This window comes from Lutibacter citreus (assembly GCF_003260195.1).
Classification (GTDB): domain Bacteria; phylum Bacteroidota; class Bacteroidia; order Flavobacteriales; family Flavobacteriaceae; genus Lutibacter; species Lutibacter citreus.
Genome location: NZ_QEIH01000010.1, coordinates 20,657 through 43,249 on the forward strand (window position 1 = coordinate 20,657; position 22,593 = coordinate 43,249).

Annotated in this window: 11 protein-coding genes; all 11 read left to right on the forward strand. The window is 30.5% G+C overall.

Translation table 11 applies throughout. The annotated features are described in order from the left end of the window. Positions 1-129 precede the first annotated feature (129 nt). Positions 130-1,941, forward strand: a complete 1,812-nt coding sequence (locus tag DAD81_RS18295) for an alpha-1,3-galactosidase-related protein (RefSeq protein WP_218939734.1) — start codon at positions 130-132, stop codon at positions 1,939-1,941. A gap of 138 nt (positions 1,942-2,079) precedes the next feature. Further along, positions 2,080-5,151 carry a SusC/RagA family TonB-linked outer membrane protein gene (locus tag DAD81_RS18300; RefSeq protein ID WP_111709761.1) on the forward strand — a complete coding sequence of 1,024 codons (3,072 nt, stop codon included), beginning with the start codon at positions 2,080-2,082 and terminating at the stop codon, positions 5,149-5,151. Between the two features lie 15 nt (positions 5,152-5,166). Then, on the forward strand, positions 5,167-6,909 hold the full coding sequence (locus tag DAD81_RS18305; protein WP_111709762.1) for a RagB/SusD family nutrient uptake outer membrane protein: 1,743 nt from the start codon (positions 5,167-5,169) through the stop codon (positions 6,907-6,909). An 11-nt stretch (positions 6,910-6,920) separates the two neighbouring features. Further along, positions 6,921-8,564, forward strand: a complete 1,644-nt coding sequence (locus DAD81_RS18310) for a SwmB domain-containing protein (protein ID WP_111709763.1) — start codon at positions 6,921-6,923, stop codon at positions 8,562-8,564. A 285-nt stretch (positions 8,565-8,849) separates the two neighbouring features. After that, on the forward strand, positions 8,850-12,935 hold the full coding sequence (locus DAD81_RS18315; RefSeq protein ID WP_179950074.1) for a hybrid sensor histidine kinase/response regulator transcription factor: 4,086 nt from the start codon (positions 8,850-8,852) through the stop codon (positions 12,933-12,935). A 271-nt stretch (positions 12,936-13,206) separates the two neighbouring features. Beyond that, positions 13,207-14,733 (forward strand): sulfatase-like hydrolase/transferase, encoded by a 1,527-nt coding sequence (locus tag DAD81_RS18320; RefSeq protein ID WP_111709765.1) that lies wholly within the window; start codon positions 13,207-13,209, stop codon positions 14,731-14,733. Positions 14,734-14,749: 16 nt separating this feature from the next. After that, entirely contained in the window at positions 14,750-16,426 is a 1,677-nt protein-coding gene (locus DAD81_RS18325) for a glycoside hydrolase family protein (RefSeq protein ID WP_111709766.1), read from the forward strand. 20 nt (positions 16,427-16,446) lie between these two features. Continuing rightward, positions 16,447-17,937 carry a sulfatase family protein gene (locus tag DAD81_RS18330; protein WP_111709767.1) on the forward strand — a complete coding sequence of 497 codons (1,491 nt, stop codon included), beginning with the start codon at positions 16,447-16,449 and terminating at the stop codon, positions 17,935-17,937. Between the two features lie 36 nt (positions 17,938-17,973). Continuing rightward, complete coding sequence (locus tag DAD81_RS18335) at positions 17,974-19,359, forward strand: glycoside hydrolase family protein (protein WP_111709768.1); 1,386 nt, start codon at positions 17,974-17,976, stop codon at positions 19,357-19,359. A gap of 20 nt (positions 19,360-19,379) precedes the next feature. Continuing rightward, on the forward strand, positions 19,380-21,143 hold the full coding sequence (locus tag DAD81_RS18340) for a glycoside hydrolase family protein (protein WP_111709769.1): 1,764 nt from the start codon (positions 19,380-19,382) through the stop codon (positions 21,141-21,143). A gap of 30 nt (positions 21,144-21,173) precedes the next feature. Continuing rightward, complete coding sequence (locus tag DAD81_RS18345) at positions 21,174-22,586, forward strand: arylsulfatase (RefSeq protein WP_111709770.1); 1,413 nt, start codon at positions 21,174-21,176, stop codon at positions 22,584-22,586. Positions 22,587-22,593: the final 7 nt, after the last annotated feature.

A 22,593-nucleotide genomic window follows, 5' to 3' on the forward strand; every position in this document is an offset into this window, starting at 1 on the left:
TGAAACTTTGGATAAAATTAATAGCAATAATTCTATTTGATAATGTTCAATAATAAAGGTTTAAAAATAATATTTCTAATACTGCTAATATCTAATCTCTGCTTTGCTACAAATTGCAAAGAGTTTCCTTTGTTCCAAAATCAAATTTCTTTTGGTTTAAATATTGCAAAAGATGCAACCCCTGCTGTATTAAGTAAACTATTAAAAGTAGATAAAAATATTTCTTCGGAAATCAAATTTGAAAAAGGAACATATCATTTTTATCCAGATAAAGGATACGAAAGTTTTGAATATATTTCTAATCATTGTGATTTAATGGTAGTGTCAGCTTTTCCTATAGATGGGTTTAAAAATTTAACGATTGATGGGCAAGGCTCAACTTTTATTTTTCACGGTGTAATAATTCCTTTTCTAGTAAAAAACAGTGATAATATTACGGTAAAGAATGTAACTATAGATTGGAATGAATCATTTCATAGTGAAGGATTAATTGTAGCTAACAATTCAAAAGATAAAACTTTTGATATGCAAATATCTAATACATACCCTTATGAGATTAGAAATAATCAACTTTACTTTATTAAAGAATACTACGAGCATACATTTGGGCAAAATATTTTATTCGATCCTAAACGAAAAGCCATAGCTTATAATACCAGCGCATATACAGCAGTTTCTACTAAAAAACGCAATTCTGTAAAAAATAATTTAGATAAAATTAAATATAAGTACGAGTTCGATTTAAGAGCTCCAGAATTTAAATATATAGGATTTGAAACTAATTTAGTTGTTAAAGAATTAAAACCGGGTTTAGTACGTGTTTTTGGACATAAAAAGAAAATGCCTCCAGTAGGTTTAATTTTAAGTATGAAAGGCGAGCAAGGTTTTAACAGAGTTGCTCCAGCCTTTAGAGTTACACATACAAATGGTTTTAATGGTAAAAATGTAAATATTCACCACGCAGGCGGTATGGGAATTATTGCAGAAAACTCTTCAGATATTATTTTAGATAGTTTTAATATAACACCATCTCAAGGTCGTATGGTATCTACAACTGCAGATGCTACTCATTTTGTTGGTTGTAGAGGTAAATTAGTTTTAAAAAATAGCACATTTAATAATCAATTAGATGATGCAATGAATGTACATGGAACCTACCAAAAAGTAATTGACATTTTAGGGAATAATAAAATAGGTGTTAGAATGATGCACCATCAACAAAAAGGTTTTGTAATTGGGCAAACTAACGATACAATTGGACTTGTAAGATTAGAAGATTCATTTTTTCCTTATAGTAAATTAACAATTAAAAATACGGAGTATATAAGTAGTAGATATCAAATAATAAGTTTTAATGAAAACTTGCCTAAAAATTTAAAAGAAGGAGATTTAATTGAAAACTTAGATGCATATCCAGATCTATTGGTTAAGAATTGTAAAATAGGAAGTAATAGAGCAAGAGGGTTATTAATTTCCAATCCTGTAAAAACAATAATAGAAGATAATTTTTTCAATACAGAAATGGAAGCCATACTAATTCCGGTTGAAAGTGGACATTGGTTTGAATCTGGTAATGCAGCAAATGTTATTATTAGAAATAATGTATTTCAGGATTGTCTGCATGGAGGAGGAAATAAAGGTGTTATTCGTTTTGCAACAGATGATAATAATGAGAATATAGCTTTTAAGAATATTGAAATAACGAATAATACTTTCAATCAATTTGATAATTTAATAATGCAAATTACCAATACGGATGGTTTAATATTTTCTGGAAATAATATTAAGAACTCAGGAACATTTCCAATGTTGAATGAAGAAAATCCAGCGATTAAAGTAAATACTTCAAAACATATAATTTTTCAAAAAAACATTTATAACGGAAAAGCTAAGATTAAGCTTCAATCTGATGGGGCAGTTCCAAATTTAAAATTTAAATAAAAAATAATATAACCAAATAACGATGACTATCAACAACAAAAATTGAAAAACATACACTTAAAGTGTGAAGGATAACATTCATAAAACCAAATCTATGAATGCTTAATTACTAATAAAATGTAAACTAAACCAAATTAAATGAATTTAAAAAATGTATTAAAGGCGCAAAAAACATGGGGAAATTCACTCCTACCATGTTTATTATTTTTATTGTGTTTTACAACTAATTTGCAAGCACAAGAAATGACGGTTAAAGGAGTTGTTACAGGCTCTGAAGATGGAATGCCAATTCCAGGTGTTTCAGTTATTGTTAAGAATACAAGTAATGGAGTAGCAACAGATTTTGATGGAAACTACACCATTTCGGCCAAAGTTGGGGATTATCTTGTATTTAGTTACTTAGGTATGACCGATCAAACTATTAAAGTAACCGGTTCAACTTATAATGTTAAACTTATTTCAAATTTTGAAAGTTTGGAAGAAGTTGTAGTAATAGGGTATGGTACCATAACTAAAAAAGAGATAACGGGAGCAGTTGCTCAAGTAAAGGCTAAAGAAATAGAAGATTTTGTTACCGCTGATATTGCTTCGGCAATGCAAGGGCAAATTGCAGGTGTAAATATAGTTTCATCTTCAGGACAACCAGGTGAAGAATCTAGTATTCAAATTAGAGGTATTACTTCTTTGGCAGGTAGTAATGAACCTTTATATGTTGTAGATGGAATTCCGCAGGTTGGTAACCCCGGAATAAGTTCAAATGAAATAGAAACAATAGATGTACTAAAAGATGCTGGGTCTACGGCAGTTTATGGAGCTAGAGGCGCTGCAGGTGTAATTTTAATTACAACTAAAAGAGGAAAAGATGGATCCGCTAGAGTTACTTTAACTTCATCTTATGGTATTCAGCGTATGCAAAAGGGGCTTCCTTTAATGAATACAGATGAACAGCTTTATTTTGATAATGTTCAGAAGTTTTATTTTAACGGTTTTATTCCTAATATTAGCCAAGAGGCTTGGTTAAATAACGATAATACATTTACTGATTATGTAGTTGTTGAAAATGCTGCAACTCAAAGATATGACCTTAACCTAACAGGAGGAACAAAAGACTTCTCATATAATGCCGTTATGGGGTATTTAGATCAGGAAGGACAAATTATTAATTCAGGATTTAGAAGATATAATGGGCGTTTCTCTACTACATACAAAACTAAAAACTGGAAGTTTGATGGTAGTGTAGGTTTTACTTCAGAAAAAATAAAAAAGACATCAACCTCTTTGTTTCAAAATGCAGCATACTATTCTCCATTATTTCCAAAAGTAGATTTAGATTCAGATATTGCTTATACCGATGGAAGTGGAGGGGTAAACACTCCTTTAAATAAGTTATTGCAATCCATTAGAGGGCAAAACTATAGTAGTAAAGATCGTATTAATACAAGTTTAAGTGTTTCTAGAAAGTTTGGAGATGATTTATTGTTAACATCAAGGCTTGGAGGAGCAGTTGCTACTGAAATTAATAATGTTTTCAGGCCAAAAACTACATTAGTTGATGTTAATGACAATTCATCAACAGATGACCCAACACTAAATGGAGTTTCGGCGGAGGCTATTAGAACAACTAAATTAAGTTGGGATGCTATTTTAAATTATAATAAAAGTTTTGGAGATCATAATATAAATGTAACAGGTTCATTATCTGTTGAAGAAGCATACAAAGAATCATTTGAAGCTTCAAGACAAGGTGTTGCCAACAACAGCATTAAAGTTATTAATGGAGCAACTATCAACCCGCAATCTTTTAGTGGAACTAGCGGAATAAATTATACAAAGAATACAGTTGGTACGTTAGGTAGAATTCAATATAATTTCCAACGAAAGTATTTATTATCAGTTTTAGCAAGATATGATGGTTCTTCAAGATTTGGTAAAGATTACAGATGGGGATTGTTTCCAACTATTTCTGGAGGATGGAATGTTTCTGATGAGGATTTTTGGGATTCTATGAAATCTGTTGTTAATAATTTTAGAGTAAGAGCCAGTTATGGTAAAGTAGGTAACGATAGTTTTAGTGATTATGAGTTTGCGAGTACATTGTCACAATCTGTAGATTATATTTTCGATCCAACAGATCAACAACAATCATTTGGATCTATTGTAAAATCTTATTCTAACGAAGATGTAAAATGGGAAACTTCTATTTCAACAAATGTAGGTGTTGATTTAGGGTTGTTTAGTAATAAACTAACACTTTCTGCAGATTACTACATAACTAAAAAAGAAGATATGTTGTTTCCTGTAAGACTTCCTGGATCTGCAGGAGCATATTATGATAATACTTTAACTCTTAATGTTGGAAATATGGAGAACTCTGGGTTAGAGCTTTCTGCCCGTATTCGTGAAAGTATTGGTAAAAGTAAATTTAATGTAGGTCTTACATTTTCAACAAATGAAAACATTGTAACTAAAATGGAAGGAGACACTAAGAGAATTTTTAATTCAAGTTCAAATGTTGGAGGAATACCGGTAACTGTTTTAGAAGAAGGACTAGAAGCAGGAGCATTTTACTTATATAAAACAGACGGAATTATAAAAACACAAGAAGAACTTGATGAGTATCATCAGTACCCTTCAAGATCTGTTGCTACTTTAGGAGATTTGAGATTTGTAGATACTAATAATGATGGCGATATTGATGATGATGATAGAGTATACTCTGGTAGTGGACTTCCTGAATATGAAATGGGATTTAATTTTAATTGGAAATATACTAATTGGGATTTTTCTATGAATTGGTACGCTTCTTTAGGGTCCGAAATTATTAATGCTCAAAAAAGAGAAGCATATAATCGAGGAAGACATAAAGATCAGGTTAATATGTGGACACCAGAGAATCCAGATTCTAATATAGCTTTTTGGAAAATTAAATCAGATATAAACCAATTAGGAGCTACAGATTTATGGCTTGAGAATGGAGATTATTTAAGATTGAAGCTTGTAACTCTTGCCTATAATTTACCAAAAGAAACTTGTTCTAAATTAGGTGTAAACGATTTTAAAATTTATGGTTCAGCTCAAAATGCTCTAACTATTACAGGTTATGACGGATTTGAACCTGAAATTGGAGGTAATGTAGCAAAAAGAGGTATTGATTTAGATAGATATCCTATTTCAGCACTGTATTCATTGGGAGTAAAACTTTCGTTTTAATTAAAACTAGAAATCATGAAAAAATTAATATTAAAAATTATTGTATTGATTGGTGTAATTACAATGACCCAATCATGTGACGATTATTTATCAGAATCTAATCCAAATGAAATATCTGAAGATGTTTTTTGGTCTAATTTAGATGAAACAAATACGGGATTAAATGCGGTTTATAGTGCTATGTTAAATGAGTTTATGTTTGAAGCTATTTCAGAAGCATTAAGATCAGATATGGCTTTTCCTAACCTACGTAATAAGCCAACAAACAATGTGTATTATAAACAACTATTTAATTCCACTACTAGCGATATAAGTAAGCGATGGACCGCAATTTACCAATTGATTTGGAGAGCTAATCAGGTTATTAATGGGCTAGAAGCTTTAAATGAGGAATTTAAAGCTCAAGAAGAATGGACAAACCAAATGGGACAAGCAAGGTTTTTTAGAGGTCTAGGACATTTTTATGCGGCATCAGTATTTAATAAAGGAAGTATAATTATTAGAGATAAAATACCAGGAAATACTGAGGAATTTCAAAAACCTCTTTCATCAGCCGATGAAGTTAGAGCATTTTATAGAGCAGATTTAGAGTATGCTTATCAAAATCTTCCTGCTCAATTTGCAGAAAAATCTAGAGTAGATGGTGGTACTGCGGCAACAATTTTGGGTACAAGCTATTTATATGAAGGAGATTATACAATGGCAAAAGAATACTTTAATGATGTATTAAATAATTCTGATTATGGATATTCACTTGTTCAAAATACAGATATATTATTTACTTCGGCAGGAGATTTTAATTCAGAATCTATTTTTGAAATTAATTATGGATTGTTACAAACTGAAGATGGAACTTGGGATGAAGAAAGTTTTTTTACAAGATTGGCTCGTTATTCAGCACCATCTAATAAAGGAGGAGGATCAGCAAAGCACAGTGTTCCTTCAGCATGGTTAACGCATGCTTATTCATCGGAAGAATTAGATGCTCAAGATCCACGTAATTATGTAGATAATGGAACAGGTGGTGTAAGGTTTAGAAAAGTATCATTAAGAGCTTCAGCAATGATTGCTTTGGTAAATGATGAAGATACTCCATACTATTTATCACCTTCTGTACCTATAGCAGCATCTTTTGGACTTAAGTTTTCTTATTTTAAACACTTTTCTAATCATGATATTGCAGCAAGTGAAAACGATTTGGCAGAAACAGGTTGGAAATCATCTAAAAACTTTATTTTAAATCGTTTAGGTCATGTGTATATTATGCAAGCCGAATGTTTAGTTAAAACAGGAGATGTTGAAGGTGCAATAGACCTAATAAATGAAGTAAGAGCAAGATGGGGATTAAGATTAATTGGTTTAGAGGACGGCTCAAATCACGATTTTGATGGTGTTGTTTATACTGCAGAAACGTTGATGGATAGAATTATGTACATTGAAAAACCACTAGAATCGTCTATTGAAGGTTTTTCAACAAGAAATATTGATATGCAAAGATGGGGTATAGGTAAAGCTAGATATCAAGAATTGGCAAATACTCAATTTTATTTAACTGATTATGAGTATACAGATATTGACGGGAATCCAAAAACAGCTTCAGGATCTTTATTATTAAAAGGGGAAAATCCAGATCCAGTAAATTTTACTACAATTGATATGGAATATATTCAAGCTGCAGAATTCTTTAATCCAGATTTACATGCGTTTTTACCGCTTCCATCTGCAGAAACATTGAATAACGGCCAAGTGTCTAACTAAAATTATTAAAAATGAAAAAAATATTATTAAAAGCAATATTATTGATATTTATTATAGGTATTAGTTGTGATGATAAAGATGACTATGAAATTCCAAGTAATGATTATTCAAGTTTTTGGACAATTACAACAAAATTTAATGACTCCGTAGACAAGGTTGTTAATATTAATGATTACATAGCATTTTATGATGTATCTAGAAATGCTTTATCTCATAAATGGACAACACCAGAAGAAACTAAATTATTGAGTAAAGAATTTACTCAATTAGATTCTGTTTACGATAAATTTATTATTGGGAATGGGGGAGTTTCAAATGAGAAATTAGTGAATGTATATTTTGATGAACCGGGATTATTTAATGTTAACTTATACAATACATTTAAAGATTCTGTTTCAGAAGCGGTATATTCAGATGGTATTGGAGCTTGGGTTGTTGATAAAACATTTACGGTAGATGTTTTTGAAGATCCTAATCCAGCCGCAAAAATTTTATATAATGACGTAGAAGTATTTTCAATGGTCGAATCTGATAATCCTTCATTAGAAGATAAAGAATCTTGGCCTGTGATTGATGTTGAAGCAGGAGATCAGTTAGTGTTTGTTGATGCATCAACAACCGGAAGACCAACTAGTAGTCTTTGGAAATTTGAAAATGGAAGTCCTGATAAATCTTCAAAAGATACAATAGGTGTTTTATTTAATAAATTGGGTGAATTTAATGTGTCATTAGAATCAGTTAGAAAATATCCAAAAAAATCTATATTAAAATACCTTCCAGTAAATATTAAAGTAAATCCATCTACAAAGCCATTTGTACTTAATGGTGGAATTAGTATGGATGTTAATAAAGTTATTTCTTTTGCTGTTACAGGAGAAGTTGCTTCAGTTGTAGGAGCAAAATCTGATTTTACGGTACATGTTACAAATATAGCAGCTGGTTATGAAGCCGATATTCCAGTTGATGTTGTAAGTATAAATAGTGCTGATGCTACAATTATTGAATTAACATTAGCAGAGCCTGTATATAATACTGATGAAGTTAAAGTTTCATATTCTGGAGACAAAATTACATCTGTTGATGCGAGGGTTTTACAAGGTTTTGATCCTCTAAATACGGTTATAGATTTAGGATATAGTGTATTAGTTGATGATTATGTTGGATTTGAAATTCCTTATACCGGTAATAAAGCTGAAAAGCGAGCAGGTACAAATGGATATTGGTGTGGTAATACTAATAACGACCCAATTTATTTTGATAGAACAGAAGATAAATTTTCAAAAGGAATTGCTTCAATGAAATATACAAACATGGCAGGAGTATTTAATGAGGTTACTTTAGCTGCATCTGATTTTTCAAAACCAAATGGAATTGCAGCAGGAACTTATTATGTTTCTTATAAATTATTTTTAGCTGAAGGAAATACAATGAAAGGATTTGCAACAAAAATTAATAAACCGTCACAGGAATTTACATGGAATATTGAAGATTTACCTAGAGGGAAATGGGTGGAAATAGGACAGACAATTACAACAGATGCAATTGAAGGAACGTGGACGCTTATAATTAGAGATACTGAAAATCCTGGAGTTACAGGAACTCAAGAAATGTATTTTGATGAATTAAAACTTATTCCATTGGCACCCAGAACATAAAAGAACATATTAAAGTTTGATTGAGTTTTATGAAAGCTATCTAGATTAATTTAGGTAGCTTTCTTTATTATTTATTTAAAGCATTATTTTATATTTAAAAGTTTTTTAGAGATACTTTAGTAAATTTGAAATCAATAAATTTATTAATTGTTTTAATAGTATATTTAAATCGAAATACAGACTTATATTTTTCTAAATTCTTTGTAATAGTATATTAAAAATACAAGTATCATTTATTTATCATAATTATATATTCGACGTATGATGTTGAAATTTTTTCGAATAATGTTTTTTGTATTATGCTGCAGTAATTTAATGGCTCAGGATAATATTTTTCAAAATTATAAGAAGCTCTCCATCTCTGATGGATTATCACATAATGGTGTTACTTCTATTATGGAAGATTCTAAAGGTTTTTTATGGTTTGGTTCTTTTTCGGGTATTAATAGGTATGATGGATATAAGTTACTTACTTTCAAAAACACTACAAAAAAAGAGATTTTAAATAGTAATCGTGTTAGATCACTAGCAGAAGATACAAATGGAAATATATGGATTGGAACGGAAAGAGGGATTTCTATATACAAAAGCGAAACACATAAGTTTGTAAAATTAAAAAAGATTGTCAAAGGCTCTTTACTAGAATCATATAGACAAAGAATTGTAAAGAAGATATTAATTTGTAAAGAGGAGAAGTTAATTTTGTGTGTATCTGAAAATAAAGGAATTCAGATTTTTACAGATGATTATAAGTTTTTAGGAGAATACAAGGTTAAAGGAGATATAGATAGATTCGGAATTATTATTTCTGATGCCATAAAACTAAAAGAATCACATGTGTTATTGGCTTCAAATATTGGGCTGATTGATTTCAATTTAAAAACCAGAAAGTTTAAACATCATTTAAAAAAAGAGATTAATTCTTGTACTGATATTGTGTTACTTGATGATAAGAATTTGATAGTAACTTTAAATAGAGGTGTTTGTTTGGTAAATTATGACCAATTTGAAAAGTTATTGTCATTAAAGAAACAACAATCATATTTAAATAATTATAAATTTATAGGGGCAAGCCTCGATAAATTTGGGAGTTTATGGTTGGGAACACAAAGGGCAGGAGTTAGATATATTAAAGAAACAAAATCCCTTTTTGAGGGAGGGGAATTTAAAATTCAAGCTTTTAAAGATAATACTAACTTATTAAGAAGTAGTAATCTTTTTTGTTCTTCAAAGAATAGTTGTTGGTACGCAACTTTTAATTCAGGTGTATATAAATTTAATACAAAAGAGAACGCATTTGTTAGTTTTAACTTAGGTGAACATGAAAGTAAAGTGTATAACGTTCAACAAGTTGATGATTCAAAAATCACTGTTTCCAGAGGTTTAAAAGGTGTTGTTACATATGATTTAAAAAAAATAAAACAAGAGAATTTACCTTCAAGTTTAATAGAGGGAGCGGATTTTGTATTTCCTGATTCTAAAGGTGATTTTTGGATAAATGATGATGAAAAAGGCTTTTTTAGAATTACAAAAGGAGCAACTAAAAGAGAGAAAATTCAAATATATAATTCAAGAAAATCATCTGGTATAATAAAACTTCGCACAATTGTTGAAGAAGAAAATGGTAATGAGCGATACATATGGGTAGGCTCAATGACTAATATTTATCGAATCAGATTAGATTCTAATGATGAAATTACTAAAATTGAATCACTACATAAAAATTTTTCATTAAAAAACACAAGAATTACAGGTGTAAGATGTATTTACCCAGACCCTATTTATAATTTTATTTGGGTTGGAACAGACCATAAAGGTTTATTTAGAGTGAAGAATCAGAAAAATACTGGAATTGAAAATTTAATAATTGAGCAATATACTCCTAATAATAAACATGATTTTGCATTGCCAAGTGTATTTGTAAGTTCTATTTTACGCTTACCAAATAATGAATTATGGATTGGAACAGAAGGAGGTGGGATATGTAAGGTAGAGGATAGCCAATCTAACCCGAAGTTTATTCCATTTAGTGAAGAAAATGGATTGAGTAATAATGTTGTAAAAAGTGTTTTAAGCGATAATGAATCAAATCTTTGGGCTGCTACTAATGTTGGTTTGAACAAGATAAACACTAAAACATTGAAAATTACTAAATACGGAAAGTCTGATGGTTTACCATTTCTAGATTTTTATTATGGAGCTAAAAAAATGAAAAATGGAGATTTAGTATTTACAGGAGAAAGAGGTATGTTCTATTTTAATCCTAAAAATATATTAGATAAGGAGGAGGTTCCAAGAATTGAATTTGAAAGCTTAAAAATATTTGATAAAACTGTAAATGTTAATGATACAATTAACAATAGGGTTTTATTAAAGAAGTCTTTAAGTCAATTAAATGAGATTAATTTAAAATACAATGAAAATGTATTTTCTTTAGATTTAATAAGTTTACATTACTCCAATCCTGAAAATCATTTAATAAAATACAAGCTCCATCCAATTAATAAATCTTGGGTTGAAGTACCATCAAATCAAAATACTATTACTTATAGTGGTCTTCAACCTGGAAATTATGTACTAAATGTATCGGCATCCAATTCATTAGGAGAATGGGGTGAACCAAGAAATATTAAAATTGTTATCCATCCTCCAATATGGAAAACACCTTGGGCTTATGCACTTTATTTTATATTTATTGTTTTTTTAGTTTATGCCATTAACCGAATTATTTTAAAAATTCACCTTTTAAATCATAAGATTGAAATTGAGCAATTGGAAAAAGACAAAGTACATGAAGTAAATGAAGCCAAGCTTCGGTTTTTTGCAAATATTTCTCACGAAATTAAAACACCGTTAACGTTAATAGCAAACCCTATTAACAATTTGTATGAACGCTACAAGGGAAATCCAGATTTAGGAGAAAAACTAAGTATGGTTTCACGACAATCTAAAAAAATTCAAGAATTAATAGAACAAGTACAAGACTTTAGAAGATCAGACGCAAATATGTTGAAAATGAGTTATTCTAGATTTGAGTTTAATGCTTTCATAAATGAAGTAGTAAATGATTTTATGTTTGCTGCTTATAGCGATAAAAAGGATTTGAAATTATTAGGTGAAGAAACACCAATTATTGTTTCTGCAGATAAAAACAAACTAGAAAAAATATTTAATAATCTGTTAAATAATGCATTTAAGTATACTAGCGAATCTGATCAAATTAAAGTTGTTTATAGAAGTGACGATAAAAATTTAATTATTTCATTTGAAGATACTGGAAGAGGAATTGATAAGGTTGATGTAGAACATGTATTTGAAAGGTTTTATCAGTCTCATTTGCAGGATGAGAAACATATTGGTGGGTCTGGAATTGGTTTAGCATTTTCTAAAAGACTTGTTGAAATGCACTATGGTTATATAAACGTTGAAAGTGAATTAGGAAAAGGTTCCAAATTCATAGTTAAATTACCAATTGTTAAAGAACATAAACCAGAAGATATAGTATTAAAAAATGAAATAGTTTTGCCAAAGGAGAAAGAAATATCGGTAAAAAATATTCAGAATAATGAGGAATGGTCTAAAATTGAAGCGACTGGAGATTTTGCAGATTCTTTAATTTTTTATGCAGAGGATAATGATGAAATGAGAAATTATATTACGCGTTTTCTATCTCAATATTTTAAGGTTAAAAGTTTTAGAAATGGAAAAGAATGCCTTGATGCTTTTGATGATGAGTGGCCAGATTTAGTAATTAGCGATGTTCAAATGCCAGAATTAAATGGCTTAGATTTATGTATTCAGATAAAATCAGATTTAAAAACAAGTCATATTCCAATTGTATTATTAACAGCACTAACTAATTTAACAGATCATTTACAAGGTATTAGAGACGGGGCAGATGCTTACATAGAAAAGCCTTTTAATCTAGAGCAATTAATAACAACAATTGAAGCCCTTTTAAATAATAGAAAGCAATTACGAGAAAGGTTTCAAATTGGAATTCCGCTAACTAGAGACAATAAAAATAGCAGGAATGATAATGCCTTTTTAGAAAAATTTTACAGTATTATTGATGATAATTTAGACAATCAAAATTTCGATTTAAAGAACTTAGCATCTGATTTATGTTTGAGTAAATCAGCTTTTTATCAAAAGGTAAATACACTTACAAATCAAACTCCTTTTGAATTAATAATTAATTACCGTTTAAAAAGAGCCAGTGAGTTTTTAGCTCAAGAAAAATTATCTGTTACACAAGTATTTTTAATGACTGGATTTAAAAGTAGAACACATTTTTCTACAAAGTTTAAAGAGAAATATAAAGTGAGCCCTAGTAAATATGCTAATCAAGTAGATGAACAAAAAGGGTAATAATCCTATTTTAATTATTTTCTAAAATATAAATTTTAATTTTTCGGTAAATAGGATGTTAAATTCATTTTTTTCAATCTGTTTATTATAATTTTTATATTTCTAATGTTTTCAGTTATTTGTAGGCATTATAGTCTTTTTCCACCAATTAAGTACCCTAGTGAACATCTACTTTACTTATAGAGACATTTTTTTAACGGTCTAAAGTTAATTTAGCTTACAAGTTTACCTAGCATTGAATTAAAGCATTAATTAACGAGTCTATAATATCATGAAATATTTAACAATTATTCTAACTTCAATGGTTTGTCTTAACCTTTTAAGTTGCAAATCTCGGAACGAAATAAAAAAACCAAATATAATTTTAATTTATGCAGATGATCTTGGTAGAGGACTATTAGGAACTTATGGTCAGAAAATTATAAAAACTCCTAATATAGATATGTTAGCAAATGAAGGAGTTAGTTTTAAAAACGCCTACGGTTGTCACTTTTGTGCACCAGCACGCGCAAGTTTATTAACTGGTATGCATGATGTTCGACCAAATCAATGGAAAATTACCAAAGGTGGAATTTACCAAAATCTGGACAATGGAATGACTTTTGAAGAAATAAAAGATTCAATTCATAAAATGGCAATGCCCGCAAAACCAAAAGAAGTTTTTCTTGGGCAAGTAGCACAAAAGGCAGGTTATACAACTGCTGAATTTGGAAAATTAGAATGGGGATTTGCAACAACACCAGAACGTATAGAGCGTCACGGATGGGATTATCATTTTGGTTATTATGATCATCAGCGTTGTCATGGTTTTTATCCCCCATTTTTATTCGAAAATGGTAATAAAATAGACATACCAGGTAACACACATATAGATTGTGCAAAAACTAATAATGTAGAATCAGAGGAAGGATATAAAGATAGATGGGATATGACGGGTAAATCTTTTTATTCAGAAGATATTATAATGGAAAAGCTATTAGGTTATATAGATAATTATAGCGATACAAAAGTAGAAAAACCATTTTTTATGTTTTTCCCTACACAGCTCCCTCACGGACCAATTGCAATTCCAGAAATTCATGAAGATTTTAAATATGATGAGCGGTTAACAGAAATGGAAAAAGAATATGCCTCAATGGTTAAAATGTTAGATACAGATGTTGGTAGAATTATGGAAAGATTAGATTCTTTAAAATTGCTTGAAAATACAATCATTGTTTTCGCTTCAGATAATGGGCATGAGGTGTATGCGCAACAAGAAAATAGAACAAATAAAGAAGTTGATTTAACTACAGGTAAAAAATATGATAATATAAAAACAAAGTTTCTTAGTAATTTAAGTAATGATGTTTTTGATGGTAATGATGGAATGTCTGGTTTAAAACGATCTAATTGGGAAGGTGGTACAAGAGTGCCATTAATTTGGTATTGGAAAGGAAAAATTAAAGAAGGTGTAGTTTCTGAGCAACGAGTAGCAAATTACGATTTCTTAAATACTTTGGCAGAAATTGCAGGTGAAGAAGAATTAAAAGAAAAAGATGGAATTTCTTATGCTAAAACTTTATTTGGAGGGAAAAGTGAAGTTCATCCTTATATAGTTACCAATTCAAAATTGGGGCCGGCATTGGTAACTAGTGATGGTTGGAAATTACGCTATCATCTTAAAAAAGATGTATTTCAATTGTATTTTCTTCCAGAAGATTATCAAGAAATGAAAGAACTTTCTGCTAAATACCCTAATAAAGTACAAGATCTTAAAGAAATATTATTGATGGAATCTGGAGGTTCTTGGAATTAATTAACATTAAATAAAAATGAAAAAACAACTATTTACAATTGCTTTAGTATTATTTCTAGTAAGTGAAATAAGTGCACAAATTGAATATCGTCCACTTCCTGCTGAATGGGAAAACTTAATTCCAGGAGGAAACTTTATGGACCGGATTTTACCAATGCCAAATGGTAAATTATCAAAAAATGTTTGGGGAGATAAGGGAGTAATTCCACGTTTTGTAGATAATGGAATTGAAGATGATAAAATTTCATATTGGGGTGGAAATATAATAAAAGAAGCAGAAGGGAAATATCATTTTTTCCTTTGTGGATGGGACGAAAACAACCCCAATGGTCATATGGGATATAAAGATTATTCTATGATGTATCATGCAACAGCCAATAATTCTATAGGTCCATTTAAAGTAATTCAAGATTTAGGAGAAGGTCATAATACTGAAATTTTTCAATTAAAGAATGGAAAGTATGTTATTTACCATGTTACAGGACATGAAGTTGATAAACATTGTAATTATTTAATTTCAGATAATTTAAATGGCCCTTGGGAAAAGCACACTTTTACAATGGATAGTAGAGATCGTGAATTACGATTAGGTGGCGGTAATTGGTTTCATAATTTAAGTTTTACTAAACGAGAAGACGGTTCAGTTTTAATGTTAAGTCGTCAAGGTTCTATGTGGATTAGTAAAACAGGTACAAGTCCGTTTGAGTTGATAACCACAAAATCTATTTATCCAATGGTGGCAGGTAAATATGAAGATCCAGTTATTTGGAAAGATAATATTCAATACAATGCTATTGTAAATGATTGGATTGGACGTACGGCATTTTATTTACGTTCAAAAGATGGAATAAATTGGATTATAGAAGATGGTAGAGCATACGCAACAGGTGTGGCTGTGCATAAAGATGGAACAAAAGAAGATTGGTATAAATACGAACGTATTAGAATTCTTCAAGATAAATATGGTAGAGCAATACAAGCCAATTTTGCGGTAATTGATGCTAATAAACATGAAGATTTGTCTAATGACAATCATAGTTCAAAAAATATAGGGTTACCTCTAAATCCTGGCATGTTATTATCAATTGAGAACAAATTACCTTTCAATGTAAAAACAAAAGAAATAAAAGTAAGAATTAAAGGTGAAGAAAATTTTAATCCTGAAGCTGAGATTGATATTGAAACTCTTCGTTTTGGAGCTTCTTCGGAAGTAAATTATGGAAGGGGTGCAAAAGTATTAAAAGTTAAAAAAGATGGGAAAGATCTTATTGTAATATTCGAAGCTAAAAATCATTGTATAGGTGAAGATGAATTTGCTCCAAAAATGTTAGGGAAAAACAAAAAAGGAGAAATGCTTTTTGGGTATACACGTTTGCCTTGGGTTAATTTTATAGAACCAATTCTATCAGCAAGAAAACCAATATTTAAAAATGGAAAATTTACTGTTGTAGTTGAAAATCATGGGCAAATAGCATCTAAATCAACATTTTTAACAATATATGGTTATGGTGAAAATGGAGTAGAGGAAGCTTGGGGAGAGATTCAATTACCAGCTTTAAAAGCTTATGGTAAGGAGGAATTAGTACTAAAACTAGATAAAGATTTAGTAAAAGGAAAACAATATCCAGTAGTTATAAAAATACTATCTCGAACTTTAAAGCCAGTTGTATTTAATACAACTATAAACAAATAAAATTTAAAAGATTTTTAAAAATGAATTTCTTCAAAACAATTGTTATAACGGTTTTTCTAGTTTGTACTGCAAATAAAAGTTATGGACAGAATGACACATCTAAACCAAATATTGTTGTGTTCTTAGTTGATGATTTAGGGTATGGAGATTTAAGTTGTTATGGTCATCCTTTTATGATTACTCCTAATATAGATAAGTTTGCTTCAGAGGGAATGAAATTTACAGATCTTCACTCAGGATCATCAATTTGTTCACCATCTAGAGCTGCTTTACTAACAGGTAGAAATCCCTATAGAGTAGGGATTTGGAGACTAGCTGGTAAGAATACTCATATGAGAAACAGCGAAGTTACTATTGCCGAAGTTTTAAAGAAGAAAAATTATCAAACTTTTTTTTCTGGTAAATGGCATATGAGTGATATAAATTTAGGTCAACCAACCCCAGGAGACCAAGGTTTTGATAAATGGATTATAAGAGATAAGGATAAATTTGTTAGTAATAAGGGAAATGTGAAGCTAGAAGATGGAGGGTCTTGCGTTAAAGTGGTGGATTATTCTATTGAAATGTTAGAAAATAGAGATAAAAAGAAACCTTTCTTTTTAGAGGTTAGTATTAGAGAGCCACATACACCATTAAGCCCACCTAAAAAATATATGGATTTATATGATAATGAAAGGGTTCGTTATTTAGAAAAATCTATAAAATATGGTAGAGTTCTACGCCCTTCTTATATAGACGAAAATGCGTCGGAATTAGCTCGTTATTACTATGGTACAGTAACTCAGTTGGATGAAGCTTTTGGAAGGTTAATGCAAAAATTAGATGAATTAGAGGTGAGAGAAAATACACTTGTGATTTTTACAAGTGATAATGGTAGCGAACACCCAGTTACACATAAAAATTCTGAAAGAGATAGATCGTGGGGTACACCAGGTGAATTGCGCGGTATGAAACGTTTTTTATATGAAGGAGGACATAGAGTTGCAGGGTTAATGCGTTGGCCTGAAGTTATAGCTTCAGGAGTAGTTTCGGATGAGTTAGTTTCTTCAGTAGATTTTATGCCAACTATTTGTAATATAGTTGAAGCTGAAAAACCTAATGTTACATTAGACGGGATAAATATTTTACCAGTTTTAAAAGGATATCCATTTAATCGTGAAAAACCATTGAGTTGGAATATATGTTATACACATGCTCCAAATATGGCAATGCGATTAGGTAAATATTCATTGGTTGGATATTTTGATCCATTAAAGGAAGGAGAAAATTTACAAGAATGGATTAAACGAGCAAACCTTAGTAGTTTTGAGTTATATGATTTAGAAAAGGATATAAAACAAGAAGTTGATTTAAAAGAAAAGGAACACGCCACTTTTGTTTTGTTACGTGATCGAATGATTGAAACATTCAAAGGCATTCAAAAAGAAGGTCCAACTTGGCCAAATTATAAGGCATTTACACGTCCAATAAATGAAGGTCAGCAAAAAGGGATTCCTGGAGCTAAAAAATAAGGGAAAAATTTAAAAACAGATTAAATCAAAATTATAATGAGAATTTTAATAGTTATTTTTTTTATTGGAACTTCCATTTCAATAAATGCTCAAAATTGGATAGTTGATAAACAAGCAGATTGGCTGGAAATAACAGCTAATACCCAAGGTGTTGAATTGCTTAATGGGCAGGCAAAATCAAGCGTAAAGAAAAGTACGTTTACTAGTAAAATTCACAGTTACAAAACAAAGAAAAAAGCACAGTCAATTACATTTAAACAATCTTCCAATTGGGATAACTGGAAAGAAGTTCCAAATGTGGGGCCAGAAGGAACTCTAGATGCCATTGTTTTAATTCCAATAAAAGAAAATGATTATTGGTTGTTAGCTAGAAAATATGATACTCACCCTAAACGAGTTGATGTAACCCGTTTAACTCATTCCGATGATGAATTAGGTTATCATGCATGGCACAGTACAGATATGAAATCATGGAAACATTATGGTCCTGTTAGTGGTTATAGAGAGCGTTGGGTTACAACAGCAGAATATAAAAATGGAGCGTTTTATATATATTATGATCATCCTAATGATGAAGATCCACATCTTATTATAGATAATGATTTAACAGATGGGAAAATGGGAAAAGATATGGGAATGGTATTTAATGATCCTTCTCATGGTTCAGATTGTGCAATATTTAGAGATGAAGACAATTCATTTCACTTGATATACGAAAATTGGGATCCAATTAATGCTCAAACACATTCTTGGGATTCTCCACTTGGCGGTCATGCAGTAAGCCCAGATGGAATTCATGATTTTAAAATTTTATCTCCGGTAGTTGATCATCGTACAAAACCGACTGGTAAGTATGGAGAATATATTCATGGCAGCATTGTTAAAGAGGTAAAGAAATATGAAATACATGAACCTGAACAAAAAGCATATGGAGATTGGACAGCAATTAAAGTTGGAGGGCAATATTATTTATTTTGTGATTATCATCCAGTAGGGGAACGTATAAAAATTGGGTGTTTCACAAGTGGAGATATAAATAAACAGTTTAGTTTTATTGGAGAAATGGGAAATGGACATCCAGACCCAACTATTGGATTTGCTGAAGGGCAATTTTATTTATTACAACAACAAGGCAAAGTAGATTTTGTAAGTCCAGGTCCTTGGGTGCCAGGTGTAAAAACTCGTGTAGGTGTTGATATATCTGGGAATGGAAAAATTGACGAATGGACTGATTGGCAAGAGATAAAAGAATCTTATTCTTTAAAACAAGGTTTTTCAAGAATAGTAGATACTGTTCCAGCAAAACTTGTTTTAACAGGTTTACCTGAAGGATATGGTTTTTGTTTTGAATATAAAACAGAAACTCTTGATTTTGAAAATGCAAATATTGTTATTGAAAAGGTTCAAGTAGACTTTAAATAGACATAATTAAAAAGATTAAAATGAATAAAAAAACCTTCTTAATTAATTTAATAATTATTGTTATGAGCGTTTTACCAATGGTAACTCAAGCGCAAAATAAGCCAATAGTACAAAAAGGAGTTGAATTACAATCTTTTACTTCAAGACCAATGGTTGTGGAACGTGATCGTCCAGAAGAGTGGAAAGATTTAGTTCCTGGAGGGCAATTTATGGATCGTTTTCAACCAATGCCTGTTCAGGGTAAATTAATTTACAATACTTGGGGAAATAAAGAAGTTTTACCAAGATATACTGATAATGGTTTAGAAGATGAAGATTATAGTTATTGGGGAGGAAATTCTCTTTTAGGAAAAGATGGTAAATACCATATGATTGGTTGTAGATGGTTAGAAAGTGCTAAAGGAGGTCATAAATATTGGCCACTGTCTGATGTAGTTCATGCAGTAAGCACAAATCTATTAGGTCCTTATAAAGTTACTAGAACACTTTTTCCAGGACATAATCCTAATTTAATGCAACTAAAAGATGGTAGATATTTTATCAAGTCAAGTGGTAAGTTTTTTGTTGAAAGCTCAAAAAAAGGGTTAAGTTCTTTAAAGGAAATAAGAGGGCTTTCAAAATATTGGGAAGAGTATCCATTAATAAAAGATAATCGTGAAAGGTTATGTAATGAAAAAGGTTTTATGGGTTTTGTTATGCGTGAAGATGGTTCCTTTTTTGGATTAACTCGCCATGGATTTATAGCGGTAAGTAAAACAGGATATTCACCATATAAAATATTAACAGAGAAGCGTGTTTATCCAAGAATAGAAGGGCGTTTTGAAGATCCTGTTATTTGGAGAACAAATATTCAATATCATTTAATAATGAATGATTGGCAAGGTAGAATGGCATATCATATGCGTTCAAAAGATGGATTGCATTGGAAATTAGATGATGGAACAGCCTATGAACCCGGGATTGGAATTACAGAAGATGGTATTGTTAATAAATGGAATAAATATGAAGTAATTAGACTTTCTCAAGATAAGTATGGTAGAGCTATAAGTGTAAATTTTGCAGCTATTGATACAACCAAAAAGGAAGATTTAGAAAATGACAACCATAGTTCTAAAGTGGTATTTTTCCCTTTAAAAAAAGGCAAATTACTTTCTGTATTGAATGCCAAAGAATTAAATATGAGAACTAATGAAATTATGGTTAAAATTAAGGCAGAAGAAGGTTTTAATCCTCAAACGGATTTAGATTTATCATCATTAAAATTTGGAGTGTCTGAAGAAGTTAATTTCGGAAGAGGCTGCTCATTAATTCAATCAAAAAAAATGGGAAATGACTTGATTTTAATTTTTGATGGAGCTAATAATAAATTTACAAAAGAGCATTTTGCTGGAAAATTAATAGGTAAAGATAAAAAGGGAGACTTTGTATTTGGTTATAGTAGATTGCCAAATGTTAACTATTTGGAACCATTATTATCAGCAATGCCAGCTAAATTTTCAAGAATAAAAAATGGAGCGCAAGTAGAAGTTGAGGTTCAGAATTTTGGACAAGTGAGCTCTAAAGAAACTTCAATTAAAGTTATAGTTGGTAAAACAGGAAATGTTGAAGTAATTCAAGGAAAAATACCAGTTCTTAAACCTTACGAAAAAACAATTGTTAAAATGACAAGAATGAATGATAGAACTTGGTTTAAAGATGCAAGTAAAAACCAAGTAATTATTCAAATAGATACTCCAAGTCAAAAGGCAGAAACATTTACAAGAGAGCAAATAATATTGGAATAAATAAACAGACTTAAAACCTGAAAAATTATTATGAAATTAATAGCTGTTATTATAACATGTCTTTTATCAATTACATTGATTTCGTGTAAAAATGAAAAAGTAAAAGTAAATAAAAAACCAAATGTTATTATCATTTTATCGGATGATCAGGGGTATGGAGATTTGGGTCGTCATGGGCATCCTATTTTAAAAACACCAAACTTAGATAAATTTTATGATCAAAGTGTACGTTTTACAAAGTTTCATGTAAGTCCAACATGTGCGCCAACACGAGCTGCTTTAATGACAGGGAAACATGAGTTCAAGTCAGGAGTAACACATACAGTAGCGGGTTGGGGTAGAGAAAAATTAAGTCTAGAATCAACTACGTTGGCCACACATTTAAAAAATGCAGGTTATTCTACAGGACTTTTTGGCAAATGGCACTTGGGTAAAACAGGAGCCTACAGAGCTGAAAAAAGAGGGTTTGATGTTGCGTTGACAATTGAAGGGGCTAAAAACCCACCTAAAAACCATTGGGATCCAAATTTAATGTTAAATGGTGTAGAGCATAATTATAAAGGTTTTAGAACAGATATCTTTTTTAATGAAGCAACAAAATGGATTAGTGAGAAAAAAGAAACACCTTTTTTCTGTTACATTCCAACATATTCACCACATGGTCCAATAGATGCTCCAAAAGAATTTATAGAACAATATAAAGGTCATGGTTCAGGTAAATATTGGGCTGCCGAATCTAATATTGATTGGAATGTTGGTAAACTAATGAAAAAGTTAAAAGAGCTCGGTATTGATGATAATACGTTGGTTATTTATATGAACGATAATGGAGGTACTCATGTTACTACATATAATGCCGGAATGCGAGGTAAAAAAGCAACTGTGTGGATGGGAGGAACAAGAGCAATGTCTTTATGGCGTTGGCCAAAACATTTTACACCAGGAGATGTAGATAAGTTGTGCGGGCATACAGATGTGATGCCGACTATTGCTGAATTAGCAGAGTCTCCAATCCCAGATAGTTATAAAGTGGAAGGTAAATCTTTACTTCCCTTATTAAAAGATGTTAATGCAGATTTTCCAGATAGAGTGTCTATTAGACACTTAGGACGTTGGCCAAATGGAGAACTTGAAAAACATAAATATATTGGAGCAAGTGTTTTGTGGAAAAATTATAGATTAATTAGAACAGAAGTTTGCGGTAACGAAGCTTGTGAAGGAGAATGTAAAGCTTTTTATAAAGCTAAAAAAGAAGGAGGATCTAATGGTTTTCATAGAGCAACAACAACTCCTTTAAAGCAATGGAACCTATTTGATGTGGATAAAGATCCCCTAGCAGAGAATGATTTAGCAAAGGAGAAACCTGAATTAGTTAAAAAGCTATCAGGGAAATTTGAAGACTGGTGGGTAGAAGTTCAACCATACTTAATAAATGATAAATAAGAAATTA